This is a genomic window from uncultured Algoriphagus sp., from assembly GCF_963974835.1.
Classification (GTDB): Bacteria; Bacteroidota; Bacteroidia; order Cytophagales; family Cyclobacteriaceae; genus Algoriphagus.
Map to the genome: position 1 here is coordinate 839,665 of NZ_CAXBET010000001.1, position 22,984 is coordinate 862,648.

The following is a 22,984-nucleotide window of genomic DNA, read 5'->3' on the forward strand; positions in this document are numbered from 1 at the left end:
ATGTTGGGATAGCTCTTTAAAGTTTTTTTCAGATCTCTTAACCTTTTGATTTTAGCCGCTTAGAATCCTTTACCCATTTTCACCTCAAAACAATGCTCTCCGTCGTAGCTATACTTCACTTCAAATCCATACAATCTGCAGATTGCATGTACAATAGCAAGTCCTAATCCAGTGCTGGAATTATTGGTGGTTTCTTTCTGGAAGCGGTCAAATATTTTTGAATTATCCAGGGCTTTTCCCTTGCCCGAATTTCTTACGAGAAAGGAGTTTTCTTTGATTTTTACTTGTACTTTTCCTCCTTCCACATTGTGAAAAATGGAATTTCTCAACAGGTTGCTGATAAGAATGGAAGCCAAGCTTTCATCCATGTTTTGATAGAGATCAGCGGTTTTTTGGACAGCTATTTCCACATTTCTAAAGCTGGCAAAGTCCTCCAAATCTTCCACAGATTGATTGACGAGTTGATTGAAATGGACAGATTTATTGTCTGCGAACTGCTTATTTTCAATTTTGGTCAACAGCAAAAGGGACTTGTTGAGACGTGTCAAGCGTTGGATGGTCTGTAATATTTGTCCTACATTTTCCACATTTTCAGGGTGTAGACTTTCCTTTTCCAGCATCAACTCCAACTTAGTAGAAATGATCGCAAGTGGTGTTTGCAGCTCGTGGGAGGCATTTTCTGTGAATTTCTTTTGATTGGAATAGGTTTCTCTCGCATGAATAATCAGAGAATTCAAAGCTTCTTCCAGTTCTTTAAACTCTTTAGTGTCACTGTTGATCTTCGGCAAGGGACTTTCTTTATCAATACGAAAGGATTTTAGGTCGTTCAATAGCGCATAAAAAGGTTTCCAAAGTCGCTGCAGCACTACATTATTTATTAAGATTATACTGACTACCAAAATCAGATAGAGCCAAATAATAGAATAAAAAAGATCCTCTATCAGATCATCCTCTTCCACGGTAGAGTTGAAAACGGTAAGCTGATAATACGAGTCTTTATGTTTGAACGCTGAGGTCAGCATACGGACAGGCTCCAGATCGTCCTCATTTTCCATATAAAGAAGAGTGTCTGTAAAGTAATCCCGCATGCCCAATGCCTCTTCTTCTGAAATCTCATGAATGGTGAAGTTGCCCTCTTCAAAGTCTTTTTGCTCAAAAATCTGCTCATCATCTTCAGTTCGCTTGATGATTAATAGTTTATAATTGTCCAGCCCATCATCAATGCTATCATGGATCTCATCCAGCATGTTGACGTAAAAAATCGCAGACCAAACAGTGACGATTAGGAAGATAGAAACAGACAGGTATTTGATGGATTGATTAAGAAGCTTCACAGTTCGATGAGTTTATAGCCAACCCCATAGATCGACTGGATTTCGATCTGCGCATTAGAAGTCTGAAGCTTTTTACGTAGATTCTTGATCTGATAGTAGATAAAGTCAAAATTGTCTGCCTGATCAATATGATCACCCCAAACGTGCTCTGCAAGGGCATTTTTAGTAATCAATCGATTTTTGTTTACCAAGAAATAATTGAGAATATTAAACTCTTTTCTATTCAGTGGAAAAGGAGAACCATCCACTTTAAATTCCCGCTCGTTCAGATCCAAAACTGTATTTCCAGTGACAATGGTGTTTTCACCACTTAGATTTTTCCTACGGAAAACTGCCTTGATCCGGGCGTTTAATTCTGCGATATGAAAAGGCTTTGTCAGGTAATCATCTGCTCCCAATTCTAATCCTACCAACTTATCATCCAATGAATCTTTAGCAGATATTATAATCACATTGCCATCGATTTTGTTTTTTTTCAACTCTTCTAGAATATCCAAACCACTTCCTCCTGGGAGCATAATATCCAGCAAAATGCAGTCATATTCGTACAGTGCGACTTTTTCGATCGCTGACTCAAAATCTTCGGCAAGCTCTACCAAGTAAAGTTCTTTCTCAAGACTTGCGCGGATCACTTCCGCCAATTCTGGTTCATCTTCGATCAGCAAAATTTTCATCGTAGCAAAAATAGTTGACAAATCTGGAAAGAATTGGGAATCTGAAGTTAAACGTCCACTTTGCTTTGTGGCTAAGACTGGAAAACTTACCGCCTTTAAAAATATTCACCATCGACGCTACATTTCAACGCCATCGTTTTTGATAATTGGCACTATGGTTTCTGATCATTAGGTGTAAATTTAATCTCATAACCACCAAGCCTTTCTACCTACATGTCTTTATTAAAAAATATACTCGCTTCTGTTTTGGCGCTTAGCTTTCTCATTTCATGTGAGAAGGAACAATCGGATAAGGAACTGTTTAAGAAGATTATTGAGGCCCAGCTTGATTCTATTCAGGGTGATGTCTCAGTAGCTTATTATAATCTATCTGATCCAGGCGACACATTGTTGATCAACGGAGACGAAGAATTTCATGCTGCCAGTACCATGAAGGTACCCGTAATGATCGAGCTTTATAAGCAACAGGAAGTGGGGAAGCTTAACCTCAATGACTCTATTTTGTTGAAAAATGAATTTAAGAGCATTGTCGATAGCAGCTTGTACAGTATGGACGTAGGGGACGACAGTGATGATATCATCTATAGCAAAATAGGCAAAACTGTCGCGCTGAAAGACTTGATGTATAGCATGATTACCGTAAGTAGTAATCTTGCCACGAATGTTCTGATTGAATTGGTCGGGGCAAAAAATGTAACTGCTACGATGAGGGATTTGGGTGCTTCTAAAATCGAAGTTTTACGTGGCGTAGAAGATACCAAAGCCTACGAACTTGGCCTAAGTAATTCCACTACTGCGAAAGATCTAATGATCATTATGAGCGCAATTGCTCAGAACAAAGCAGGTGCAAAAGAGGATTGTGAAGCAATGATCAAGATCTTGAAAGACCAACAGTTTAATACCATCATCCCTTTTTACCTCCCTAAAAATGTATCAGTAGCCCACAAAACCGGATCAATAACCGGCGTTCATCACGATGCAGGAATTATATACTTACCTGATGGAAGATCGTATGTATTGGTTTTGCTATCCAAAAACCTGGAGGATTACGATAAAAGCACAGAGCAATTGGCTGGCATTTCGAAGACAATTTTTGAATACGCCAGCAAATCCATGTAGTTTTTCGCTCAATGATTTTTATAGCATTTCCTTGAGCAGATCATTTGCGGTAAATGAAGCAGAAAATCACCTAACTATCAAATAACACTAATATGAAAAGCCATCCCAACTTTATGAGATGGCTTTCTAATTTTACTTTCTTCCATAATTATCCACAAGTCTGGTCATGTTTTCTACTTCCAAATTTGTGGATGAAATCTACTGTAACAATTACTACCAGTATTGAAATTAGAAGCTAAAGCGTTGCGGCTTGCACATGCATCCAATCAAAATTTCGCAGCCTTCCCAGACTTACCCAACCTTCTTTTTCCCAAATATTCCACCACGCTTCATAAGCCGGCTGGGCAAAAGTAGCCTTATCACGTCCCCAGTGTAATCCATTATTGGCTGGATCAAAATCAATCGCTATTCCCCAACTATGCATACTAGGCAAAGTGCCACCACGCATGGGCCTATCATTATAGCAGCCACCAAAATAGTTTAGTCTCAACTTTCTTACTTGATCGTCTCCATAGTGGTTAAGCACTTCTCTCAGTACCTTCTCAATACTGCTTTTTACTTTTGTGTGGCAAGAGAACCTATTCACCACCTGATTTGGATTCCAAGCTATTTTCATAGGATAGGGACAATCTGCATACACCAGCTGGCTTCCCTTAGCTCCATAGAAATCCATAAACTCAGTGCTATTTTGCTTTGGCCATTTAATGGGAACCTGAGTTATCAATTCTTCAGGTCTCCAGACAGCAGGTTTCTTTCCTGTGTTGATAAAGGCCATTACATTGTCATACGCGTATTTCGTACTTGGGCCTATGTAGCCATCGATGTCCCCCGGGTCTTCATCGTATTCCAGACAAATAATCTGAAGCATGCCAACCATCTTTCGTTTAGTGGACCAGATAATAGGAACTTTTTGAGTCTTATCGATTGCTTCAATAATTGCCGGGTCAAAATTTCCATTGATTGCTCCCAAATAGTAACCCTTATGTTTTAACCAGGTCTGAATAAAAATAATAACATCTGTAGTATTCATAGAAAAGTAGTTATGTTAAAAATGAAAAATTATTCCTGAATATAGTTATAATGAATCTAACTATCAATGCATTAGCTCGTTGATTCGGAATTAGGCAAATCACGATTTCACATTTTTTTGTTCGATAATGTATCGGCAAATTCTATAACTGCAGTAAGTGTTACCTCTCTTGATAGTTTTTATGCAACTGACTTTTGGTCTTATGAGAGTGCGGTTTTCCTTCTATAGAAAGGCTTCGGATTTCTAGTTTCTGACGAAAATAGATGAGCAAAAAAGAGGTCATTAATATATCTACCGACAGCCTTTAAGTGTTCTGTCTTAGCCATTCAAGTAAAACCTAAAGACCTTCACCATTTTTAACAAAGAATTATCCACTCCTTTTCATTACTGGTCGTTACTTTTAACTATGATTAAAAGCAAAATTCAAATTATGGCAGGACTTGGCATTGGCCTGCTAGTGATGGGATGCAATTCCTCATTAGTGTTGAAAGCTCCTCCTATCAACTACACAAATACAAGCCCCAAAGTAGCCGAACTATCAGATCAGCAATCCCGGCATTGGGGCCATCTCGATTTGCAAAAGGACACTATTCCCGGAATGAGTGTTGACCGTGCCTATTCCGAACTACTGAAAAAGAAAAAAGGAGAAGAGGTAATCGTTGCGGTGATAGATTCCGGCATTGACCTCGATCATGAGGATTTTAAAGATATTCTCTGGACCAATCCTGGTGAGAAACCTGGAGACGGTATTGATAACGATGGGAATGGTTACATCGACGATATACACGGATACAATTTTCTGGGAGAATCCTATAATGAGCAGATGGAAATGGCTCGGATACTTCGCCTAAAAATAGGTGACGCCTCTTATCAAAATGCTGCCCAGGAAAAGTTAAATGAAAAACTTCCAGAAGCCGAGGCAGCACTTCCTCAGCTTAAGCAAATCGAAGCCATGGTAACCATGGCAGATAAGAATATTAAAGAAACTATAAGTAAGGAAAGCTATAGCCTTGATGATCTGAAAGCATATCAACCTAAAAATGCTCAAGAAGAAAGAACTGTAGGCATGCTAATGCAGGTAATGACGATGGGACAGGAGATTCCTGAAGCGATCAAGGATCTTCAGGAAGGCATCAAGTATTATGAGACTCAGGTAAACTACAACCTGAATGTTGATTTCAACGGGAGGACACCAGTGGGAGATGATCCTTATGATATTTCAGATGATCAGTATGGAAACGGAAATCCAAATTCCAGCGGCCCTGACGAAAGTCATGGATCCCATGTGACGGGGATCATTGGGGCTACCCGAAACAATAAAAAGGGAATGGATGGTGTAGCTTCCAACGTGAAAATCATGTCCATCAGAGCTGTGCCGAATGGTGATGAGTACGATAAAGATATCGCTCTTGCTATCCGCTATGCAGCAGATAATGGAGCAAAGGTCATCAATGCCAGCTTTGGTAAGGGTTTTTCCCCCAATTCAGAATGGGTGTATGATGCCTTAAGCTACGCCGCATCAAAGGATGTGCTCTTTGTGCACGCGGCTGGCAATGACGGGATAGATCTTGACTCCTCGGATAACCCGAATTTCCCTAACGATCATCGCGAATCTCCCACGCAGGAATTTATTAACAATTACCTCACGGTTGGGGCGTTGACTCCCTTTTATGGAACAGATATGATTGCAGTGTTTTCAAACTATGGAAGAGAAAATGTAGACATCTTCGCCCCAGGCGATGAGATTTATTCTACTATGCCTGAGAATTCCTATGAATTTCAGGGAGGAACATCGATGGCAGCACCGGCAGTAGCAGGTTTGGCGGCAATGATCCGGTCTTATTTTCCATCCTTGACTGCAGTGGAGGTCAAACAAGTAATCATGGAGTCAGGGATTTCACCTTTGGTAAAAGTTCACGTGGGTGGTCCAGAAGGAGCCGAAAAGAGCTTTTCAGAAATCTCCAAATCCGGCAAAATAGCCAATCTTTATAATGCCCTGATTTTGGCAAGCGAAGTTGCTAATGGCAATACCACCTTATAAAAAGCTACATTCAATAATCTATTTTACAAAGAAGCCCAAACTTGATTATTCATGTTTGGGCTTTAATATTTCACACCGGGCTTCCAGCATTTTTTAACTACATGCAATCTTACTTACCCGATTCTGATGTCTTCCACCTTCGAAGTCAGTAGTAAGGAAAGTCTCGGCGAGCTTTTCTGCCAATTCATAAGAAATAAATCGGGCAGGAATAGCAATTACATTGGCATTGTTATGCTGTCTCGACAAAGCAGCCAATTCCTCATTCCAGCAGAGTGCAGCCCGGATTCCCTGATGTTTGTTGGCAGTGATTGCCACACCATTTCCAGATCCACAAATCACAATACCCAAGTCAAATTCACCAGCTTCAATAGCTGAACTCAGAGGATGTACGTAATCTGGATAATCCACCGAAGCATTAGAGAAAGGACCAAAATCCTTTACTTCATATCCTAGGGATTCCAGTTTACTGACCATTTTGGTTTTATATTCAAAACCCGCATGATCTCCTCCTATTGCTATTTTCTTTGCCATAATTCCTTGAAGACACAAGACGTTAGATACAAGACATTAGTAATTAATGTCTTCTATCGCGTCTTTAATTTTTATTCTATCAAATAACTCTTTTACCCTAAAGCCTTGATCCTCATATTTTGGCTCTTGACTCTAGATTCTAAAATCTTACTACTTATGTCTAACGTCTAGATTTAAAGCGCATCATCTATTTCTTCCTGAGCTTTTCTCTTAGCTCTTTTCTTTTCCAGTCTTTTTGCTATTTGGATTCCAGCTTCATAAAGCACCAAAATCGGCATAGCGATCAAAATCTGCGAAATAACGTCCGGAGGAGTAATGATTGCAGATACAACCAAAATAACCACTATTGCATGTCTTCGGTAAGCTTTCAGCATACTGGAAGTCACCAATCCCGACATTGCCAGGAAATAGACCACTACAGGTAGCTGGAACATAATGGCCGATGCAAGCACCAGCATGGTCAGCGTGGAAATGTAGGAAGTAATATCAAACTCATTCAGAATGGAAGGATCCAGCTGGTAGTTTGACAGGAAATTGATGGAAAGCGGAGAAAGGATAAAATATCCAAATCCAGCTCCTAGGAAGAAGAGTAAACTCACAAAGAAGACAGCTCCTCTTGCAGCATTTTTCTCTTGATCGTATAATCCCGGGCTGATAAATCGCCAAACTTCCCAGAAAACAAACGGAAAAGAAGCTATAAAACCTACCACAAAACTGGATGTCATGTGCATGGTAAACTGCCCTGTCATCTGCCTGCTTTGAATGGTAAACGGCAATTCATCAATGCAAAGGGCTGGCAAGCCTACATAGTCACTGAGCTCACAAAGCCACCTGTAGGTTACAAAGTCAACCTTGGAAGGACCTAATATTACTACGCCGAAAACAAAGCTTTTGGCCAGAAAGGCCGCAACAGATAAAATAAGAATTGCTGCTACAGAACGAAGCAAATGCCAACGCAAAGCTTCTAAATGGTCCAAAAAGGACATTCCTTCTTCTTCCTCTTCTTGGTATTGATCTAACGCCACGGGTGGTATCTATTTCTAGTATAGTGGAAACTGATTCATCCAAGCATTTACTTCGCTGCGGATGTTAGCCAATTCGGCTTCATTCTCGTGATTTGTCAAAGCTCTATCTATCAAGCCGACGATTTTCACCATATCATCTTCTTTCAAGCCTCTTGTAGTCACGGCCGCTGTTCCTACTCTCATACCTGAAGTGACAAAAGGAGATTTGGTGTCAAACGGCACCATGTTTTTGTTGATCGTGATATCTACTTTACCTAAAGTTGCTTCCGCAATCTTGCCGGTAAGGTCTTTATTACGAAGATCGATAAGCATCATATGATTGTCCGTTCCTCCTGAGATGATTTGATATCCCAGACTTACGAACTTGTCCGCCATTACGGATGCATTCTTTTTCACCTGAAGCACATAATGCATGTATTCATCAGAAAGACACTCTTGGAAAGCAACAGCTTTAGCAGCTATCACATGCTCCAATGGTCCACCTTGAGTACCTGGGAATACTCCCATGTCCAGCAGTGCAGACATTTTTTTGATTTCTCCTTTTGGAGTAGTGATGCCCCAAGGATTGTCAAAATCTTCACGCATCATAATCAACCCACCTCTTGGGCCTCTCAGCGTCTTGTGCGTAGTAGTAGTCACGATATGGCAATGATCCAGCGGATCATTCAATAGTCCTTTTGCGATTAATCCTGATGGATGGGAAATATCAGCCAAAAGAATTGCATCTACTTCGTCAGCAATTTCTCTCAATCTCGCATAATCCCAATCTCTGGAGTAAGCTGATGCACCACAGATAATCATCTTCGGAGATACTTCAAGCGCTTTCTCATGAAGCTTATCGTAGTCAATTCTTCCGGTAGCTTCTTCCACTCCGTAAAAATACGGCTCGTAAAGTTTTCCTGAGAAATTTACAGGAGATCCATGAGTGAGGTGACCACCATGAGAAAGGTCAAAACCCAAAATGGCATCACCAGGTTCAAGGCAAGCTAACATCACTGCTGCATTCGCTTGCGCACCGGAATGCGGCTGAACGTTTGCCCAAGTAGCACCGAAAAGCTCTTTGGCGCGGTCGATTGCCAGCTGCTCAATCTTATCTACTACTTCGCAACCTCCATAATAGCGCTTGCTGGGAAGACCTTCCGCATATTTGTTTGTAAGCACGCTTCCTGCGGCTTCCATTACTTGCTTACTGGTGAAATTTTCGGAAGCAATCAATTCGATGCCTCTCTTTTGTCTATCCTCTTCCTCATTGATAAGGTCGAAAATAAGCGAGTCTCTTTTCATAATCAGGGGTTTGAAAGCCAATTTTTATGGAATGGTAGCCCAGAAGGCCTACCTGCAAATGTGCCCAAAAATAGCCCGAAAGTCCCGATTATCCAATCCAAAAAATGGTTTGGGAATTTCTATTCTAAGGAATTACTATTTTTGACTGATGATTGATTTCAAATTCCGCCCTGAAAGCTATTTTACAGAGGAAACAACTTCCGTTTTATTAGTGAAAATGAATTACCCAGAGAGTCAGTGGGGTGAGCAGATTAGCATTTATGCCCATTGGTTGGAAGGAAAAATACAATTTGAAGCGGTAGATTTCTATGGTAATGAATACCTGCTGTATCCCTCATCTAGCTATGAGGCGCTCACACTGGAGGACATCATCTTCCTTTTGGAGGGGATGCAAGTGAATAGCGATTCCATGGAAGGTAATATGGAATTAATTCTGGACGGGATTCCGGAAGTCGAAAGTGACTTCTACCCTGAGTTAGGAAAGTATTTTGAGGAGAAAAGAAAAAACTTTGGCTTGGATTAAAAATCCAATAAAGCCTGTTTTTGCATAGAAACCTGATTACTTCGAAACCAGTACTCGTATGTTTCGAACTCTAGGCAATCAGAAATTTCATTTCCCTGAAATATAATTTTCTTTAAACAGTTAACCGGAAGCCAGGATCTCAGATTTGAAGATTGCTCCTTGGAAAGCTGTGAGAGCTGAATCCATTTTCCTCCGTTGATAAAAATCGGTATAAGTTTGGTCATAGACGAAGAATTATTTCAATCAAAAGTATACTGATAACCAGCAAAGTACAATTATACAAAATTATTTTTATGTTAATAAAAACTACGTTTTAATAAAAAGCAGCATGACAGGAGCTATCATCGCATTTTTATGCCTTTTACTGGGGCTGTTTCTTCAGAAGCAATCAAATCTGCCGCTGGAAAAAATAACCAAATGGGTCAATGCCTACCTACTAAACATAGTTTTGCCGGCACTTGCATTACTCTATATCCCTCAAATAAATCCAGGATTAGAGTTACTGATACCGATCTCCTCAGCATGGTTTACCTTTCTACTTTCCTGGCTAATTTTTGGGTTGTTGGGAAAACTTCTCAAATGGGATAATCAGACCACTGGATGCTTAGTGATCGTGGCTGGTCTTGCGAATACATCATTTTTGGGCTTTCCGGTAGTAGAAGGTCTGTATGGGAAGGAGGCTTTACCTATTGCATTGCTGATAGACCAAGGTGGGTCTTTCTTGTTAGTTTCCTCCCTTTCTATTTTGGTAGGCTCTATTTATTCTCACAAAGAAGGCAACTTGCGTGAGATCCCTTTGAAAATCCTGAAATTCCCACCCTTTGGATTTTTAATGTTGACGATTGTCATGAGCATTTTGGGATGGAAAACCCCGGAATTTCTAATTCCTATTGTTTCAGTTATCGGAAAAACAATGGCACCGATGGCTATTTTCGCCATTGGTTTAAAATTCTCAATAGACTTCGATTCACTTAGCTCCAAATACTATTGGTTTGGGATGGGCTATAGACTGTTACTTGCTCCTATGATGGTCTGGTTGATTTATAGGAATTTCCTACCTGAGGAAAGCCTCGAGTTTAAAGTCACGGTCCTGGAAAGCGGCATGGCTCCGATGATCACAGGATCAATAGTTGCAATTCAGTATGACCTCAAGCCGAAGCTCGCTACGCTTTTAGCCGGACTTGGAATCCCAATCTCTATTGTGACCATTATGATTTGGTATTACTTTTTAGGTTAAGCCCAAGCTTTTTTCAGATTAGAAAGAATCTCCTCGTGGATACTCTCATTAGTCGCCAAAATCTGTCTGCCAAAAATAAAATCTCTCCCACCAGAGAAATCAGTGACTTTACCTCCAGCTTCTTCTACGATCAGCGCCCCGGCTGCCACATCATAGGAATTCAGGTTGTATTCAAAAAAACCTTCCACACGCCCTGATGCGACGTAACAAAGATCTGCAGCGGCACTACCTAGTCTACGTGCCCCATGCGAAGACTGCATTAGCATCTTCAGAACAGCAAGATATTTATCAATCAGATCAAAACTGTAATAAGGAAATCCAGTAGCAATCAGAGATGCGGAGAGCGTCTCGGCTGCACTTACTCTGATTCGGGTATCATTACAAAATGCTCCTCCTCCTTTCATAGCGTAAAAGCACTCGTGTAGATTCACTTCATAGACTACTCCGAGAATTACCTCTTCATGCTGCATTAACGCTATGCTTACGCAAAAAATAGGTACACCATGAACGAAATTAGTTGTGCCATCTAAAGGATCTATCACCCAATTGAATTCCTCTCCCTTTGTAGTATTAGTTCCTTCTTCAGTGATAAAACCTGCCTCAGGAAGGATCTTGGATAGCTTGTCCACAATGATCTTTTCTGCTTCCTTGTCCACATAAGAGACCAAGTCATTGAAGCCTTTGTGCTCTACGCTGTCAATTTTAAAACGCTGCCTTTCCTTCCGGATGAAGGCGCCAGCTTCTTTGGCTATATCCTGAGTATTCTCTAGAAGCTGTTTTAGTTTTTCAATTTGGATCATAAAGGTTGATTGTTAAATCAGGTTTTTGGATTCTTTCCGGCCACAGTTAAGACTATTTCGCCTTTCAGTGTATTGGTCTCATAATATTCTATTAACTCGGCTAAGGTACCTCTTACGTTCTCCTCGTGAAGCTTGGTGAGCTCCCGCGATACACATCCTTGCCTTTCCGCTCCAAAAGCTTCCGCAAGCTGTCTCAGCGTTTTAAGAAGTCGGTGAGGGGATTCGTAAAAGATGATGGTCCTCACTTCTTCCATCAATCCATCTATCCTGGTTTTTCTTCCTTTTTTATGCGGCAAAAATCCTTCAAATACGAAACGGTCGTTTGGTAAACCACTATTCACCAGAGCGGGAACAAAAGCAGTGGCTCCTGGAAGGCATTGTACATCGAGTCCGGCAGCAAGTACTTCTCTCACCAATAGAAAACCAGGATCTGAAATAGCAGGTGTACCGGCATCAGATATTAGAGCAAACACTTCACCCTTATTCATTCTGTCTACCAGTTTTTCGACAGTCTTGTGCTCATTGAAAATATGGTAACTCTGAAGAGGTCTTGAGATCTCCAGATGTTTTAACAATTGCCCACTGGTACGTGTATCTTCTGCCAGGATCACATCGGCTGTTTTCAAGACTTCTATCGCCCTAAGGGTGATGTCTTTTAAATTTCCAATGGGAGTAGGTACTAAGTAAAGGTTAGGGGAAATTTCACTCATTCAAGAATTCCATCAATTGCCTTTGCCAAATCATGATCCCTATTGGTGACCTTGTTTCCTTTATCGTGTGAGGTCAGTGCAATCTCAACTGTATCATAAGAATTACTCCAGTCAGGATGATGATTCATTCCTTCAGCCAAAAAAGCTACTCGGGTCATAAAAGCAAATGCTTCCTTAAAATCGCTGAATTTGAATGTTTTTTTAAGCTTATTATCTTCTTCTTTCCACATAATTTCAATGAGTTTAAAGTGATATTAATCCTTCAATTTTGGCAGCCTCTTCGTAGATGCTTACTATCTGGTCTGCATCTTTCATCATGGCCTGGATAGTAGCACTCACATATTTTCCTCCGGAACTCTCTTTAGTAGTCATTCCATGTTTTGGAAATAGAGCTGCTACCTCACTTTCTTTTCCATTCGGAACTATAAATTTAAACATATAAAGCTGTGGGAACTCTCCACTTGCTTCTAATTTCTCTTTAAAATTCTCTTTATCAAATTCCTTATTGCCCATTTGTCAACTTGATTGCACTTTACTTTTCGAATATAAACAAAGAACCCATGCTATATGGCATGGGTTCCGAATCTAGTTTCTTTCTTATTAAAAGAATTTATATCGATAATCCTTGACGCCTGCCAGATCCTGTAGCGCCATCATTACAGAATATGTCGTACGCTGGGAAGCATTTTGGGTCAATTGGCCTTGATATGCAGAATAGTCGCCTATTTCCGCTGCTGGAGTCAAGGCATTTAATTTACCTACAATCACCCCAACATCTTCACGGATGGGCTGTGTGATTTCTCCCTGCTTCACTCCGAAGATAGCGCCGATAGCTCGAGGAGCGAAACCTACACCAGGGATTACATTGGCACTAAGCTTCAAATCAGGAACTTCATTTAGGGAAGCTTCATTTGCGTAGACAGCTTTCATATCTTCCAGAGAAGTTTTGTCAGCTAACTTAGATTTGATGACTTCAGCCTTCTTCTCATTTCTCACTTGGGCTTCTACTTGCTCCTTTACATCAGCCAATTCTACATCACCCTCATCTCTTTTACTTATCAACGTAGCTACCACGTAAGCATTGTCTAATTCGAAAACAGTGGAAACTTCACCGGTAGAGGTACCATCATCGAATGCCCAGCGAATAACTTCTCTGGCATTTTGAAGATTATTGATGTTTCTTGAGTTGGCGTCCACATTGTTTGCCTGTAGAATTCTATAATTATCTGTCGCAGCGTTTTCAGTAAACTCATTTCTATTTCCAGCATTAGCTGCAAACGAATCTGCATTTCTGAAAGCCTCATTTCTAGTTGCATCGCTAGCGACCAGTTCCAATTCTAAAGTTGCCACTTTAGTGTATGTGCTCTTAGGTAGTTCTGTCACTTTGATGATGTGGTAGCCATACTCTGTTTCTACCAAGTTCGGAAGGATTCCAGTTGACTTGGCGGCATAGGCAGCATCTGCGAATTCCGAAACGAAATCTGCTTTTGCAAACCAGCCTAGATCTCCACCTGTCTGTGCGGTACCATCCTGTCCATATTGCCTTGCAGCTACTTCAAAGTTTCCATCAGCTTTTACCTCAGATAGGACGGTTTCAGCCTGAGCCTTGACAGCTTCTTTAGCAGCATCATCCATTCCTTCCGTACTGAACAATATGTGTGAAGCTCTTAAGCGAGGGGTTCCTTCGTATTGATCAGAGACTTTGTATGAAACGTAAGTAGAGTTAGGCGTGATGAAGGGACCGTAAGTTTGTCCTTGCTCAATGTCTGAAACGTTGTTAGTCAAATTAGCTGGTAGTTCATCACCAGGTCTTACAGTCAAATAAGGAGATTGTCCTTCGGAATTTCTCAACACAAAAAGAGAATCGTTTTCAGCTGTTTTCAACTGCTCAGTCAATTCATTGATCTGAGAAATTACTTCAGCTGAATCTGTTCCGCTTGGCTGAATACTGAAGCTTACGTATTCCAGGTTAGCCGTATTTCCAGATTTGAATTTGCTTTTATTTTTACTCAAATATGCTTCCATCTCACTGTCTGAAACAGTCACGTCCGCATCGGCTACTGCATAAAACGGAACAAATAGAATGGAGGCATCTGCAATTGTGTTTGCTGCTTTGTATTCTTCTTTAGCTTCAGCCTGCGTAGCAAACTCGGAAGTTGCCAGCATGTTATCATATTTGATTCTCAATCTAGAGTCAGCGAAAAGACGCTCTTGCTGGTTCCAATAAGCCTGCTGAGCAGGATCTGCTGTCTCCAGAGATTGAAGGAAAGATACCAGCTGACTTTTATCAAACTCACCTGTCTGAGGGTTGATTAACTGTTGACGCAATTCAGGCACAATATTTTTTCCCTGCACCAAATCCACCAGTTCAGCATCCGAAATCGTCAGACCCAGTTTTTCGTATTCTTCTTTGAACACGCGCTCCACGATCATAGACTGCCAAGCTTGTTCTCTGATGGAATACATTTCTACTTCAGAAGGTACTCTTCCAGTACGTTGCTGATTGGCAGCTTTGAATTCTTCGACTCGGGCTATATACTCTTCGTAAGTGATATCTTCACCTGCGATCTCGCCTACGATATTTTGACTGGAACTGAGAAGTGTGGAATTTGGACTTAATAAGTCTCCTCCCAAGAGGAATAAAATTAATCCGCCGGCAATTACGCCGATCAATAGACCTGTCCTTTGTCTAATTTGTTTAATTAACGCCATTATTGTTACTACGCTTTTTTAGAGTGTCGCAAAATAATAGCATTACTAACGAAATTCAAAATATATTCTGAATCAAACGCTTAACTAGAAAATTCCGGAGCTATTGATTTTCAAGCGAACAGTCTCAATTCTATGCTCTTGCTTGGTCACAATGGTAAACGTATAGGACTCAAAAGTAACGGATTCGCCCTTCTTTGGAAGGTTCTCTGTAAGGGAAAGAATCAGTCCAGATAGGGTCTCAAAGTCTCCAATCGGCAATTCCCATCCATATTTATCATTAAGGTAATCGATTTCGTGACGCGCACTGAGCAGATATTCCTGCTCGGAAACTTTCTGTTCCATCAGGTCGTCGCTGTCATATTCGTCCTCGATTTCACCAAAAATCTCCTCAATAATATCTTCCATAGAAACTATCCCGGAAGTGCCACCAAACTCATCAACAACCAAAGCCAAGCTTTTTCGCTCCTGTATAAATTGAATTAACAGCTCATTTGCCAATGCTGATTCTGGGGCAATTATAATAGGAGTCAGAATTTCTTCAATGGTTTTGGGCTTTTTGAAAAGCTCTAATTGGTGACAATAGCCAATGACATCATCGATAGATTCTCGATAAACAATCACTTTGGAATGCCCACTTTCTTCAAAGACCTGCTTCAATTCTTCTATGGTATCCTCCACTTCTACAGATACAATGTCTGTTCGCGGCACCATACATTCCCGCACCCGTACAGTTTTGAATTCCACCGCATTGTCAAAAATTTTAGTATCAATCTCCACATGACCTTCTTCCTTACCCTTATGTATATGGTTTTGGACGAAGCTGTTCAGGTCAGTTACCGTAAATACAGGTTTATCTTCACTATATTCTAACCTCAGAACCTTGGTGATAAAGAATCTTGAAAGTCCAACCACTGCCCAAACGACAGGGTAAAAAAGTATATAAATGATCCAAAACGGCATGGCGAAAAAATTTAACATGCTGTTTGGGTTGAGCATGAAAAGGCTTTTCGGCAAAAACTCGGCCGTCACCAGAACCACGATAGTAGAAATAATAGTTTGTAATAGGAGTACTACTGCATCACTCTCGAATCCAAATGAATTTTGCAGGAACATTTTAAGTGGATCTTCCATAAGGAATGCCATGAAAATCCCATAAAGCACCAACATAATCGTGTTGCCCATCAGAGTGGTACCGATGAACTGTCCCGGTCTTTGAACAAACATGCTTAGAATCTTCCCTGTCAGATCTCCCTGTTTATTTTGAAGTTCGATCTGTAGCTTATTCGCAGAAATAAATGCAATCTCCATCCCTGAAAAAAAAGCTGAAAATACCAGCGTAAGGATCACATAAATAAAATCATAACTTACTTCCATGCTTAGCGTTTTTTGCCTGGTTTGGCTTTTTTCTTAGGTGTAGGGGGTTCTTCTGGCTTTTGCATTTTGCGATATTGGAACCAAAATAACAAGGCTACCGCAAACATAAAAATAGCATAGGAAGCGCCCACTCCTTGGGTGACAGTCTGGTGAATCCCTACGATCATAAGCGCGAGAGAGAGTGATAATAATAATGCGTCAAGTAACTTCATTATAAATTAAATAGAGAAGAGGCGTACCGAATTTCAATTCTAATTACCAAGGAATAAATTTCTTAAAGATCGAATTAAAGCCCGTCATCTGACATTGGGATCTGACCATCATGAGGATTTTTAAGGGAATAATTGGTGAACGTTTCATCTGCTTCAAATCCTGAACCATAGGAAAAGGTACCTCCATTTTGAACCCTCACAAATTTCTCGGTGTATATTATTTTCTTTCTCGTATCCCAAAAAAGCTCCTCAGATTGAAGCTTTTGATCTTTGAGCAAGTTGTGAACTTGAACATCTCCCTCACCTTTGTAAATATTTTCCTGACTCAAAAAATATCCTGTGTCTGCTCTCAATGTGGTACTCAACTGGCCGTCTTTCTCAAAAATCTGGATTTCTATTCCTTCCGGAAACTCAAGGTTTCCATTTGCAAACTCAAGCTGCTTAGGCGCCCTGATCTCTGACCTGACCATGGCTGAGTCACTTCGTTTCAGATGTATATTAAGAGCCAAATTCATTGGTCCATCATATACTTCCAAGGCTGATGCATCCACGTCATCTCTGCAGGAGCTTACCAGAACCATCATGCCTACAACTATAAATGAAAATAAGAGATTCTTCACACCTCAAAGATACTGGAAAAAAGTTTCATGCTTACAAACCAAAAAAGGCAGCCCGAAGACTGCCTTTTCGTATAATAAAATTAATTAATCTCTTGTAGCCAAAGTTACAGTCTCGCCAACCCAACATCCAGTGCTTAATGATTGACCTACTTGCATGCCTTCAGTGAAGACCTCTTCTTTAGATGGAAATTGCGCTCTAGCTTGAGCCATTCCCTTAGAATCTCCCGCTCTTTGATAAGCATTATATGCTGCAATAAATACCGCTCTATCTTTGATTACACTCACTCCACCTTTACAATCATTGAAAGAGTTCATATACATTCCTGCTATCATTGAGTATACATCAGCTGTTCTAGAAGAATCTATATTTGCTGCTTCCTTAGCTTCATTTCTTGCGGCAGATTTTTTGCCTTGCTTAGCATAGATAGTAGCCAGTTCCATGTGACCTTCAGCTTTCTGAGCATCATTTTCAGCAAGTGTCAGTGCTTGCTTCCACATCTCCTCTGCTTCAGCCAACTTATCATCTTGAATATATCTCATCGCAATCACTTGTGAAGTAGAGAAAGATGGTTCTTTAGCATGCTTAATTTCCAGAGCTTGCAAGAACGATTTAGAAGAGAAGCACTTGTATTGTACAGAATACTTAAATATCTGATCTGCCAATGCCTCATTTGTTGGGTCAGCTGCTAATTTTGGTCCCATTGTATTTTCAATGAAATCACAATCAATCAGTTCCATAGCAACTAAAAGAGTCTCTAACGTAGCTCTTTGGCTGGAAACGTCTGTACCATCAGCGGCTGCATCATCAAGCATTTTATTGACTTTGTCATGTATGGCAAGAATCTCTTCACCAGTATAAGCTTGATTATAAGCATAGTTTCTATAAATTAAATCGAAATATGCGGCAGTCAATTGATAATTGATTGTACCATTAAGTTCCAATGCTTTTTCGAAATCAGCAATTGGTTCCGCTAGTCTATCCTTATCTCCTTTGTAATATTGGTAACCGTAGTATGCTTTATTTTCTATCCATTTAGCTTCATCATTATAAATCTCTCCTCTTTTCTCATAGAGAGCCATTACAGAATCCTGATACACTCTCTTCTGAGCTTCATCGGTAGTAACTTTTGACGCTTCATCATATATCTTCGTACCGTTCTGATAAATTGAAGGATTCAACTCAGGTACATTGACTAGTAACCAGTGCAGTGGGTGAGTAGCTTCTATATACTGTTCAGAACTCATGTAATCAGTGTAAGCAGCATTTAGTTCTCTAGCTTTAGCTTCTTGCGCAGGATCTGACGGGAATTTGAAATCCTGAGCTTGGACCATTCCAGCAACAAGCAGGGCTGCTAGCCCAAGTAGTGTAGATTTAATTTTCATTTTCATAATGGTTTAATTCGGCACAATTTAATCTTCATGTCTAAATCCAAGTTTTGGGACTCGTCTTTAACCATTTTGATTGTATGGTTTGGTTTGGTTAATTATTCAAATACTCGTTTGTAAAACCAACTGTTATCATTAAGTGACAAACCTAAAGTGAAGTTTACATAACTTTCTCGGATGAGGCCATTATCTGTGGTTCCCCGCTGTCCGACTTTCACTGCGAAGTTCACTAATGAAAGTTGATTTACAGGAAGTGAAGCTCCAAAGTTAATGCCAAGATCATTTATATTAGTCTGGTTCAGGTAGTATGGTGTCTGCTGGTATTCCAAACCCACACGATAAGTGCCCCGCAATAGACCGTTATCAATATTAAGATAATCAGGAATAATCTGGAAACCCAGACCTACTTTGATGGCTTCCTTCAGTTGCAAAGGATCATCCAGTATAGATCTATATTCTTTGAAGTCTTGATATTGGCCTTCCAGACCGATTACAAACTTGTTGGTTTTTTCAAAAGAAACCCCGAATCCGTAGCGATTGGGGATATAAATGCTTCCTGGTTCATCATTAGCGATCAAGTCGCCATCTGAATCGGGGTCGCTAGCTTGGCCAAATGAAGCGAGCTTGGCAAAAGCTTTTCCATTAACATCCCCTAAATGCTGATAGATGGCACCCAAGTGTAGGTTGCTCTTTTCATTCAATGGGAAAAAGTAATGTGCGCCAAGTTTTAAGCCCACGTCACTGACTGTTAATCTTTCATAATATTCTGTGGTGATGCCTACTTGGGTACCTTCATCATCCAGCAGGGTGAGTTGATCCGTTCTGATGGTAGATCCAAATATGTAGGAACCCTGTGCTCCAATACTAAGATTTTTAGCAACAATTAACCCGAAGCTTGCATAAGCTTCCGAAATACCTCCGTCGCCTTCAATATAATTTAAAGCCTGAATTTCAGTATTGCTTACCGGACTTTCGATTAGCAGGCGATAATTTACACTGGTTATTTGATTCAATCCTAGGCCAACCGTCATTTTATTTGGTTTCACAGGAAGAGAAAAGGCTACATAGGACAGTCCGCCACCGTCTACATCTGATTTTTCAGTACCGTTGTCAGCTGCGATTTTTTTATAATTCAGTGCTGCCTCAAAATTAAAAATCGTATTTCTGGTAGAAAGCGCTGGGTTGACCACATTGGGATTCCAGATACTTCCATAACTGATACCAAGTCCCCCCATTGCTTGATTATGGGTAAGACCGGAATAATTAAATTCTCCGATACCAAGAGCACTGTAAGTGGAAGCACTCGACTGTGCTTGGGCTTCCGTAAATAAGAAAAGGGTGCATAGTACACCCAGCAATTGCAATTTGATTTTACTCAACATTGTGGTTTAGAATAGAATTCAATCCATAAAGGACCAAATTTGGGACTACAAATATGAGGTCTTTTGCCAATGAATCAAAAGATTGGGCATCTCTGCTGCTAACAAAGACCTCGATTTTCGGAATTTTTTTGGTGTATGCTTCGATTTGGCCTTGTAGTTCCAGCTTAAAACTGTACCAAAATCCAATTTGCATACAGGTGATCGTGTTTTTGCCAATTAGATCATTTGTTGTCACTTTCAGGTCTACTAGGGGTAATCTTGCCGTTTGATCGTTCATCAATTTCATACGCATTTCGGCACCTGAACTGATATCTCCTCCTCTAAAGGAGTTATTTTCATCTATTTTACAATAGTTTAATACAAACTTTAATCCATCGAAAACACGTTTTTCGACTAACTTTTTTCTTTCAAAGAGAGCCGTTTTGATTCTAGTGTTCTTAATATCTATGATCAGATTTGTCATCCAGTTTAATTAATATTCCGCAAAATAGCCATTCATAAAAAAGGCGACGTTCTATAGTTGTTAAATTATCTTTGTCTGAGACTTCACTTAACATTCTTTAACCCATGAGACCTATTAATTATACCATGATCGGATTGATGTCCGGGACTTCAGGTGATGGACTTGATATAGCTTTTTGCAGTTACGAGCTTCACAATCAATGGTCTTATGAAATCTTGGATGCTACTACAATTCCATTTCCAAAAGATTTGGGACAAAAACTTATGAATAGTCATAGGATAACGGCTCTGGACTTGTCGCTTCTCGACGTGGATTTCGGGAGATGGATGGGAGAAAAAGTCAAAGACTATTGCAGCGAGAAGCAGATCAAACCTTTGGCAATTTGCTCACACGGTCATACCGTTTTTCATCAGCCTTCAAAGGGCCTAAGCCTGCAGATAGGAAATGGATGGGCACTTCGTGAAGCCTCAGGGCAAAAAGTGATCAACGACTTTCGGATGAAAGATATACAACTGGGAGGGCAGGGGGCTCCTTTAGTCCCTATTGGAGATAGGTTGCTTTTTTCAAGCATAGATTTCTGTATTAATCTAGGAGGGATTGCAAATATCAGTATGGAATCAAAAGGTAGGAGAATTGCTTTCGATACTTGTCCATTTAATCTATTGCTTAATGCTCAGGCAAATACGTTAGGAGCAGAATACGATAAAGAAGGTGCATGGGCTAAAGAGGGCGAAATCGATGAAAAGTTACTGGATGCCCTGAACGCTTTGCCTTATTATGGCACTACAGAAGCAAAATCCCTAGGGAGAGAAGATTTGGAAAATGATTTTATTCCATTGATTGCATCCAGTGGACTTTCTAGCAAAAATATCCTGCGAACACTTGTGGAGCATTACTCATATCAAATTGCAAAAGTCATTAGCGAAAATCAAAGCAATGATACTCCCTCGGTTCTGATCACGGGAGGAGGAGCATACAATTCCTTTTTTATTGAGCGCCTGGAACATCAGCTGGGTTCTAACTGGATTCAAGTAAAAGCCTCCAATGAATTGATAGAATTCAAAGAAGCATTGATTTTTGGTTTTTTGGGTGTATTGCGGCTACGCAATGAAAATAATTGCCTCGCCTCCGTCACTGGGGCAAAATACGATTCTTCAGGAGGTACTATATATAGTTGACCACCGTCAGACTAAGTACAGCAGGAGAGTGTAATTTTTATATTTTTGCTCAATAATAAACCCAAATTGAATGCAGGAATTACTTAAAAAGTTTGAGAACAAAAAGCCTGAAATCACTTTTGAATGGAGCGACAGTGAGTCTGAAGCTGAAGGCTGGGTGGTGATAAATAGTCTTAGAGGCGGTGCTGCAGGTGGTGGTACCCGAATGAGAAAGGGATTGGACAAGAGGGAGGTAGAATCTCTTGCCAAAACCATGGAGGTGAAATTTACTGTTTCAGGTCCCGCTATTGGAGGAGCTAAATCAGGAATCAACTTTGATCCAAGCGATCCCCGGAAAGATGAGGTACTACGACGCTGGTACAAAGCTGTGATCCCTTTACTTAAAAGTTATTATGGTACAGGAGGCGATCTCAATGTGGATGAAATCCATGAAGTAATCCCTATTACCGAATCCTACGGGCTCTGGCATCCACAGGAAGGTGTAGTGAATGGCTACTATCACGCAACTGAGCCAGAAAAAATCCGGAAGATAGGCCAGCTCAGACAGGGGGTATCCAAAGTACTTGAGGATCCACTTTTCACTCCGAATGGCTCTAAAAAATATACTGTCGCAGACATGATTACAGGTTTTGGAGTAGCAGAAGCAGTAAGACATTACTATAACATTTGGGGTGGGAATATCCATGGCAAACGCGCCGTCATTCAAGGCTGGGGAAATGTAGGAGCCGCAGCTGCATGCTTTCTAGCTGTAGAGGGAGTCAAAATTGTTGGCATTATAGACCGGGATGGAGGAATTATTAATGAAGGGGGATTTTCAGTAGATGAAGTTAGGGAGCTATTTCTGGCTAGAAATAAAAACAAATTAGTCGCACCAAACCAAATTTCCTTTGAAGAGATAAACGGGAAAATCTGGGATTTAAACAATGAGATATTTATCCCGGCAGCAGCTTCCAGACTTATCACCCAAGATCAGGTTCAGCGAATGGTTAATTCTGGTTTGGAAGTTATTTCTTGTGGAGCTAATGTGCCCTTTGCCGATCCGGAGATATTCTTCGGCCCCATAGGTGTATGGACAGATCAGCGGGTTTCTGTAATTCCCGATTTTATAGCCAATTGTGGTATGGCCCGTGTATTTGCCTATTTGATGAGTGATAATGCAGAGGTCACTGATATGGCTATATTTACTGATGTAAGTAAGAAGATTGAAGAAGCTTTAAAAAAGGTACATTCCAAAAATCCTGAAAAAGTTAAACTAGCTGAAAGCTCCTTTAGTATAGCCCTAGCACAACTCGTGTAAAATCGTACTTTGTCAATCACTTCATGTAGTTAATTTTTGATTAAATCCATGA

24 protein-coding genes are annotated in these 22,984 nt (G+C 40.4%); 6 read left to right on the forward strand and 18 right to left on the reverse strand.

Going from position 1 to position 22,984, the window contains the following annotated elements; genetic code table 11:
• Window positions 1–59: 59 nt before the first annotated feature.
• Together AACZ73_RS03745 and AACZ73_RS03750 are read right to left on the reverse strand one after the other, a co-directional pair.
• The gene (locus tag AACZ73_RS03745; protein WP_339875533.1) at window positions 60–1,334 is read right to left on the reverse strand and encodes a HAMP domain-containing sensor histidine kinase; all 1,275 of its coding nucleotides are present in this window, start codon (window positions 1,332–1,334) and stop codon (window positions 60–62) included.
• Complete coding sequence (locus AACZ73_RS03750; RefSeq protein WP_339876341.1) at window positions 1,331–2,008, reverse strand: response regulator transcription factor; 678 nt, start codon at window positions 2,006–2,008, stop codon at window positions 1,331–1,333. Before AACZ73_RS03750 ends, AACZ73_RS03745 begins: the two co-directional genes overlap by 4 nt.
• Before the next feature lie 213 nt (window positions 2,009–2,221).
• On the opposite strand from AACZ73_RS03750, the gene AACZ73_RS03755 reads away from it, so the two are divergent.
• Window positions 2,222–3,127 carry a serine hydrolase gene (locus AACZ73_RS03755; protein WP_339875535.1) on the forward strand — a complete coding sequence of 302 codons (906 nt, stop codon included), beginning with the start codon at window positions 2,222–2,224 and terminating at the stop codon, window positions 3,125–3,127.
• Between the two features lie 235 nt (window positions 3,128–3,362).
• On the opposite strand, the gene AACZ73_RS03760 is transcribed toward AACZ73_RS03755, so the two are convergent.
• Window positions 3,363–4,157 carry a M15 family metallopeptidase gene (locus tag AACZ73_RS03760; RefSeq protein ID WP_339875536.1) on the reverse strand — a complete coding sequence of 265 codons (795 nt, stop codon included), beginning with the start codon at window positions 4,155–4,157 and terminating at the stop codon, window positions 3,363–3,365.
• A 406-nt stretch (window positions 4,158–4,563) separates the two neighbouring features.
• Here AACZ73_RS03760 and AACZ73_RS03765 point away from each other — a divergent pair, with 406 nt between their 5' ends.
• Window positions 4,564–6,198, forward strand: coding sequence for a S8 family peptidase (locus AACZ73_RS03765; protein ID WP_339875537.1), 1,635 nt, complete (start codon window positions 4,564–4,566; stop codon window positions 6,196–6,198).
• A 93-nt stretch (window positions 6,199–6,291) separates the two neighbouring features.
• Here the strand turns inward: AACZ73_RS03765 and rpiB are convergent, their stop codons facing one another.
• The 3 genes from rpiB to glyA form a co-directional block, all read right to left on the reverse strand.
• Entirely contained in the window at window positions 6,292–6,729 is a 438-nt protein-coding gene (gene rpiB / locus AACZ73_RS03770) for a ribose 5-phosphate isomerase B (protein WP_339875539.1), read from the reverse strand.
• A 173-nt stretch (window positions 6,730–6,902) separates the two neighbouring features.
• A complete protein-coding gene (gene tatC / locus AACZ73_RS03775; RefSeq protein ID WP_339875541.1) occupies window positions 6,903–7,754 on the reverse strand; it encodes a twin-arginine translocase subunit TatC in 852 nt (283 codons plus the stop codon).
• Window positions 7,755–7,769: 15 nt separating this feature from the next.
• Window positions 7,770–9,038, reverse strand: coding sequence for a serine hydroxymethyltransferase (glyA, locus tag AACZ73_RS03780; protein WP_339875543.1), 1,269 nt, complete (start codon window positions 9,036–9,038; stop codon window positions 7,770–7,772).
• A gap of 148 nt (window positions 9,039–9,186) precedes the next feature.
• Here glyA and AACZ73_RS03785 point away from each other — a divergent pair, with 148 nt between their 5' ends.
• Window positions 9,187–9,561: a UDP-glucuronosyltransferase gene (locus tag AACZ73_RS03785; protein WP_339875544.1), complete on the forward strand. Its 375-nt coding sequence runs from the start codon at window positions 9,187–9,189 to the stop codon at window positions 9,559–9,561.
• On the opposite strand, the gene AACZ73_RS03790 is transcribed toward AACZ73_RS03785, so the two are convergent.
• Window positions 9,558–9,785, reverse strand: coding sequence for a hypothetical protein (locus AACZ73_RS03790; protein ID WP_339875545.1), 228 nt, complete (start codon window positions 9,783–9,785; stop codon window positions 9,558–9,560). The two genes, AACZ73_RS03785 and AACZ73_RS03790, sit on opposite strands and share 4 nt — an antisense overlap.
• Before the next feature lie 104 nt (window positions 9,786–9,889).
• Between AACZ73_RS03790 and AACZ73_RS03795 the strand changes: the two genes are divergently transcribed.
• Window positions 9,890–10,798: an AEC family transporter gene (locus AACZ73_RS03795; RefSeq protein ID WP_339875546.1), complete on the forward strand. Its 909-nt coding sequence runs from the start codon at window positions 9,890–9,892 to the stop codon at window positions 10,796–10,798.
• On the opposite strand, the gene AACZ73_RS03800 is transcribed toward AACZ73_RS03795, so the two are convergent.
• From AACZ73_RS03800 to AACZ73_RS03850, 11 genes are all read right to left on the reverse strand, one after another.
• Window positions 10,795–11,598 (reverse strand): inositol monophosphatase family protein, encoded by an 804-nt coding sequence (locus AACZ73_RS03800; protein WP_339875548.1) that lies wholly within the window; start codon window positions 11,596–11,598, stop codon window positions 10,795–10,797. The genes AACZ73_RS03795 and AACZ73_RS03800 overlap by 4 nt on opposite strands.
• Before the next feature lie 17 nt (window positions 11,599–11,615).
• On the reverse strand, window positions 11,616–12,308 hold the full coding sequence (rsmI, locus tag AACZ73_RS03805; protein WP_339875549.1) for a 16S rRNA (cytidine(1402)-2'-O)-methyltransferase: 693 nt from the start codon (window positions 12,306–12,308) through the stop codon (window positions 11,616–11,618).
• Window positions 12,305–12,538, reverse strand: a complete 234-nt coding sequence (locus AACZ73_RS03810; RefSeq protein WP_339875551.1) for a 4a-hydroxytetrahydrobiopterin dehydratase — start codon at window positions 12,536–12,538, stop codon at window positions 12,305–12,307. The genes rsmI and AACZ73_RS03810 overlap by 4 nt, the downstream gene beginning before the upstream one ends.
• 13 nt (window positions 12,539–12,551) lie before the next feature.
• The gene (locus AACZ73_RS03815; protein WP_339875552.1) at window positions 12,552–12,821 is read right to left on the reverse strand and encodes a DUF493 family protein; all 270 of its coding nucleotides are present in this window, start codon (window positions 12,819–12,821) and stop codon (window positions 12,552–12,554) included.
• Window positions 12,822–12,908: 87 nt separating this feature from the next.
• Entirely contained in the window at window positions 12,909–15,020 is a 2,112-nt protein-coding gene (locus AACZ73_RS03820) for a SurA N-terminal domain-containing protein (protein WP_339875553.1), read from the reverse strand.
• A gap of 84 nt (window positions 15,021–15,104) precedes the next feature.
• Window positions 15,105–16,394: a hemolysin family protein gene (locus AACZ73_RS03825; RefSeq protein ID WP_339875555.1), complete on the reverse strand. Its 1,290-nt coding sequence runs from the start codon at window positions 16,392–16,394 to the stop codon at window positions 15,105–15,107.
• A 2-nt stretch (window positions 16,395–16,396) separates the two neighbouring features.
• Window positions 16,397–16,606, reverse strand: a complete 210-nt coding sequence (locus AACZ73_RS03830) for a hypothetical protein (protein WP_339875556.1) — start codon at window positions 16,604–16,606, stop codon at window positions 16,397–16,399.
• A gap of 74 nt (window positions 16,607–16,680) precedes the next feature.
• Window positions 16,681–17,226 (reverse strand): LPS export ABC transporter periplasmic protein LptC, encoded by a 546-nt coding sequence (lptC, locus tag AACZ73_RS03835; protein WP_339875558.1) that lies wholly within the window; start codon window positions 17,224–17,226, stop codon window positions 16,681–16,683.
• A gap of 84 nt (window positions 17,227–17,310) precedes the next feature.
• The gene (locus AACZ73_RS03840) at window positions 17,311–18,609 is read right to left on the reverse strand and encodes a hypothetical protein (RefSeq protein WP_339875560.1); all 1,299 of its coding nucleotides are present in this window, start codon (window positions 18,607–18,609) and stop codon (window positions 17,311–17,313) included.
• Window positions 18,610–18,710: 101 nt separating this feature from the next.
• On the reverse strand, window positions 18,711–19,994 hold the full coding sequence (locus tag AACZ73_RS03845) for a hypothetical protein (RefSeq protein ID WP_339875562.1): 1,284 nt from the start codon (window positions 19,992–19,994) through the stop codon (window positions 18,711–18,713).
• Window positions 19,984–20,457: a type III pantothenate kinase gene (locus AACZ73_RS03850; RefSeq protein ID WP_339875563.1), complete on the reverse strand. Its 474-nt coding sequence runs from the start codon at window positions 20,455–20,457 to the stop codon at window positions 19,984–19,986. Before AACZ73_RS03850 ends, AACZ73_RS03845 begins: the two co-directional genes overlap by 11 nt.
• Before the next feature lie 104 nt (window positions 20,458–20,561).
• On the opposite strand from AACZ73_RS03850, the gene AACZ73_RS03855 reads away from it, so the two are divergent.
• Both AACZ73_RS03855 and AACZ73_RS03860 read left to right on the forward strand, forming a co-directional pair.
• Window positions 20,562–21,635 carry an anhydro-N-acetylmuramic acid kinase gene (locus AACZ73_RS03855; RefSeq protein ID WP_339875565.1) on the forward strand — a complete coding sequence of 358 codons (1,074 nt, stop codon included), beginning with the start codon at window positions 20,562–20,564 and terminating at the stop codon, window positions 21,633–21,635.
• Window positions 21,636–21,705: 70 nt separating this feature from the next.
• Entirely contained in the window at window positions 21,706–22,932 is a 1,227-nt protein-coding gene (locus AACZ73_RS03860; protein WP_339875567.1) for a Glu/Leu/Phe/Val dehydrogenase dimerization domain-containing protein, read from the forward strand.
• Window positions 22,933–22,984: the final 52 nt, after the last annotated feature.

Bases quoted from the DNA above. Each gene is read 5' to 3' on its own strand.
- AACZ73_RS03750 (WP_339876341.1), bottom strand. From the start codon at position 2,008: ATGAAAATTTTGCTGATCGAAGATGAACCAGAATTGGCGGAAGTGATC.
- AACZ73_RS03755 (WP_339875535.1), top strand. From the start codon at position 2,222: ATGTCTTTATTAAAAAATATACTCGCTTCTGTTTTGGCGCTTAGCTTT.
- AACZ73_RS03760 (WP_339875536.1), bottom strand. From the start codon at position 4,157: ATGAATACTACAGATGTTATTATTTTTATTCAGACCTGGTTAAAACAT.
- AACZ73_RS03765 (WP_339875537.1), top strand. From the start codon at position 4,564: ATGATTAAAAGCAAAATTCAAATTATGGCAGGACTTGGCATTGGCCTG.
- rpiB (WP_339875539.1), bottom strand. From the start codon at position 6,729: ATGGCAAAGAAAATAGCAATAGGAGGAGATCATGCGGGTTTTGAATAT.
- glyA (WP_339875543.1), bottom strand. From the start codon at position 9,038: ATGAAAAGAGACTCGCTTATTTTCGACCTTATCAATGAGGAAGAGGAT.
- AACZ73_RS03785 (WP_339875544.1), top strand. From the start codon at position 9,187: ATGATTGATTTCAAATTCCGCCCTGAAAGCTATTTTACAGAGGAAACA.
- AACZ73_RS03790 (WP_339875545.1), bottom strand. From the start codon at position 9,785: ATGACCAAACTTATACCGATTTTTATCAACGGAGGAAAATGGATTCAG.
- AACZ73_RS03795 (WP_339875546.1), top strand. From the start codon at position 9,890: ATGACAGGAGCTATCATCGCATTTTTATGCCTTTTACTGGGGCTGTTT.
- AACZ73_RS03800 (WP_339875548.1), bottom strand. From the start codon at position 11,598: ATGATCCAAATTGAAAAACTAAAACAGCTTCTAGAGAATACTCAGGAT.
- rsmI (WP_339875549.1), bottom strand. From the start codon at position 12,308: ATGAGTGAAATTTCCCCTAACCTTTACTTAGTACCTACTCCCATTGGA.
- AACZ73_RS03810 (WP_339875551.1), bottom strand. From the start codon at position 12,538: ATGTGGAAAGAAGAAGATAATAAGCTTAAAAAAACATTCAAATTCAGC.
- AACZ73_RS03815 (WP_339875552.1), bottom strand. From the start codon at position 12,821: ATGGGCAATAAGGAATTTGATAAAGAGAATTTTAAAGAGAAATTAGAA.
- AACZ73_RS03820 (WP_339875553.1), bottom strand. From the start codon at position 15,020: ATGGCGTTAATTAAACAAATTAGACAAAGGACAGGTCTATTGATCGGC.
- AACZ73_RS03825 (WP_339875555.1), bottom strand. From the start codon at position 16,394: ATGGAAGTAAGTTATGATTTTATTTATGTGATCCTTACGCTGGTATTT.
- AACZ73_RS03830 (WP_339875556.1), bottom strand. From the start codon at position 16,606: ATGAAGTTACTTGACGCATTATTATTATCACTCTCTCTCGCGCTTATG.
- AACZ73_RS03840 (WP_339875560.1), bottom strand. From the start codon at position 18,609: ATGAAAATTAAATCTACACTACTTGGGCTAGCAGCCCTGCTTGTTGCT.
- AACZ73_RS03845 (WP_339875562.1), bottom strand. From the start codon at position 19,994: ATGTTGAGTAAAATCAAATTGCAATTGCTGGGTGTACTATGCACCCTT.
- AACZ73_RS03850 (WP_339875563.1), bottom strand. From the start codon at position 20,457: ATGACAAATCTGATCATAGATATTAAGAACACTAGAATCAAAACGGCT.
- AACZ73_RS03855 (WP_339875565.1), top strand. From the start codon at position 20,562: ATGAGACCTATTAATTATACCATGATCGGATTGATGTCCGGGACTTCA.
- AACZ73_RS03860 (WP_339875567.1), top strand. From the start codon at position 21,706: ATGCAGGAATTACTTAAAAAGTTTGAGAACAAAAAGCCTGAAATCACT.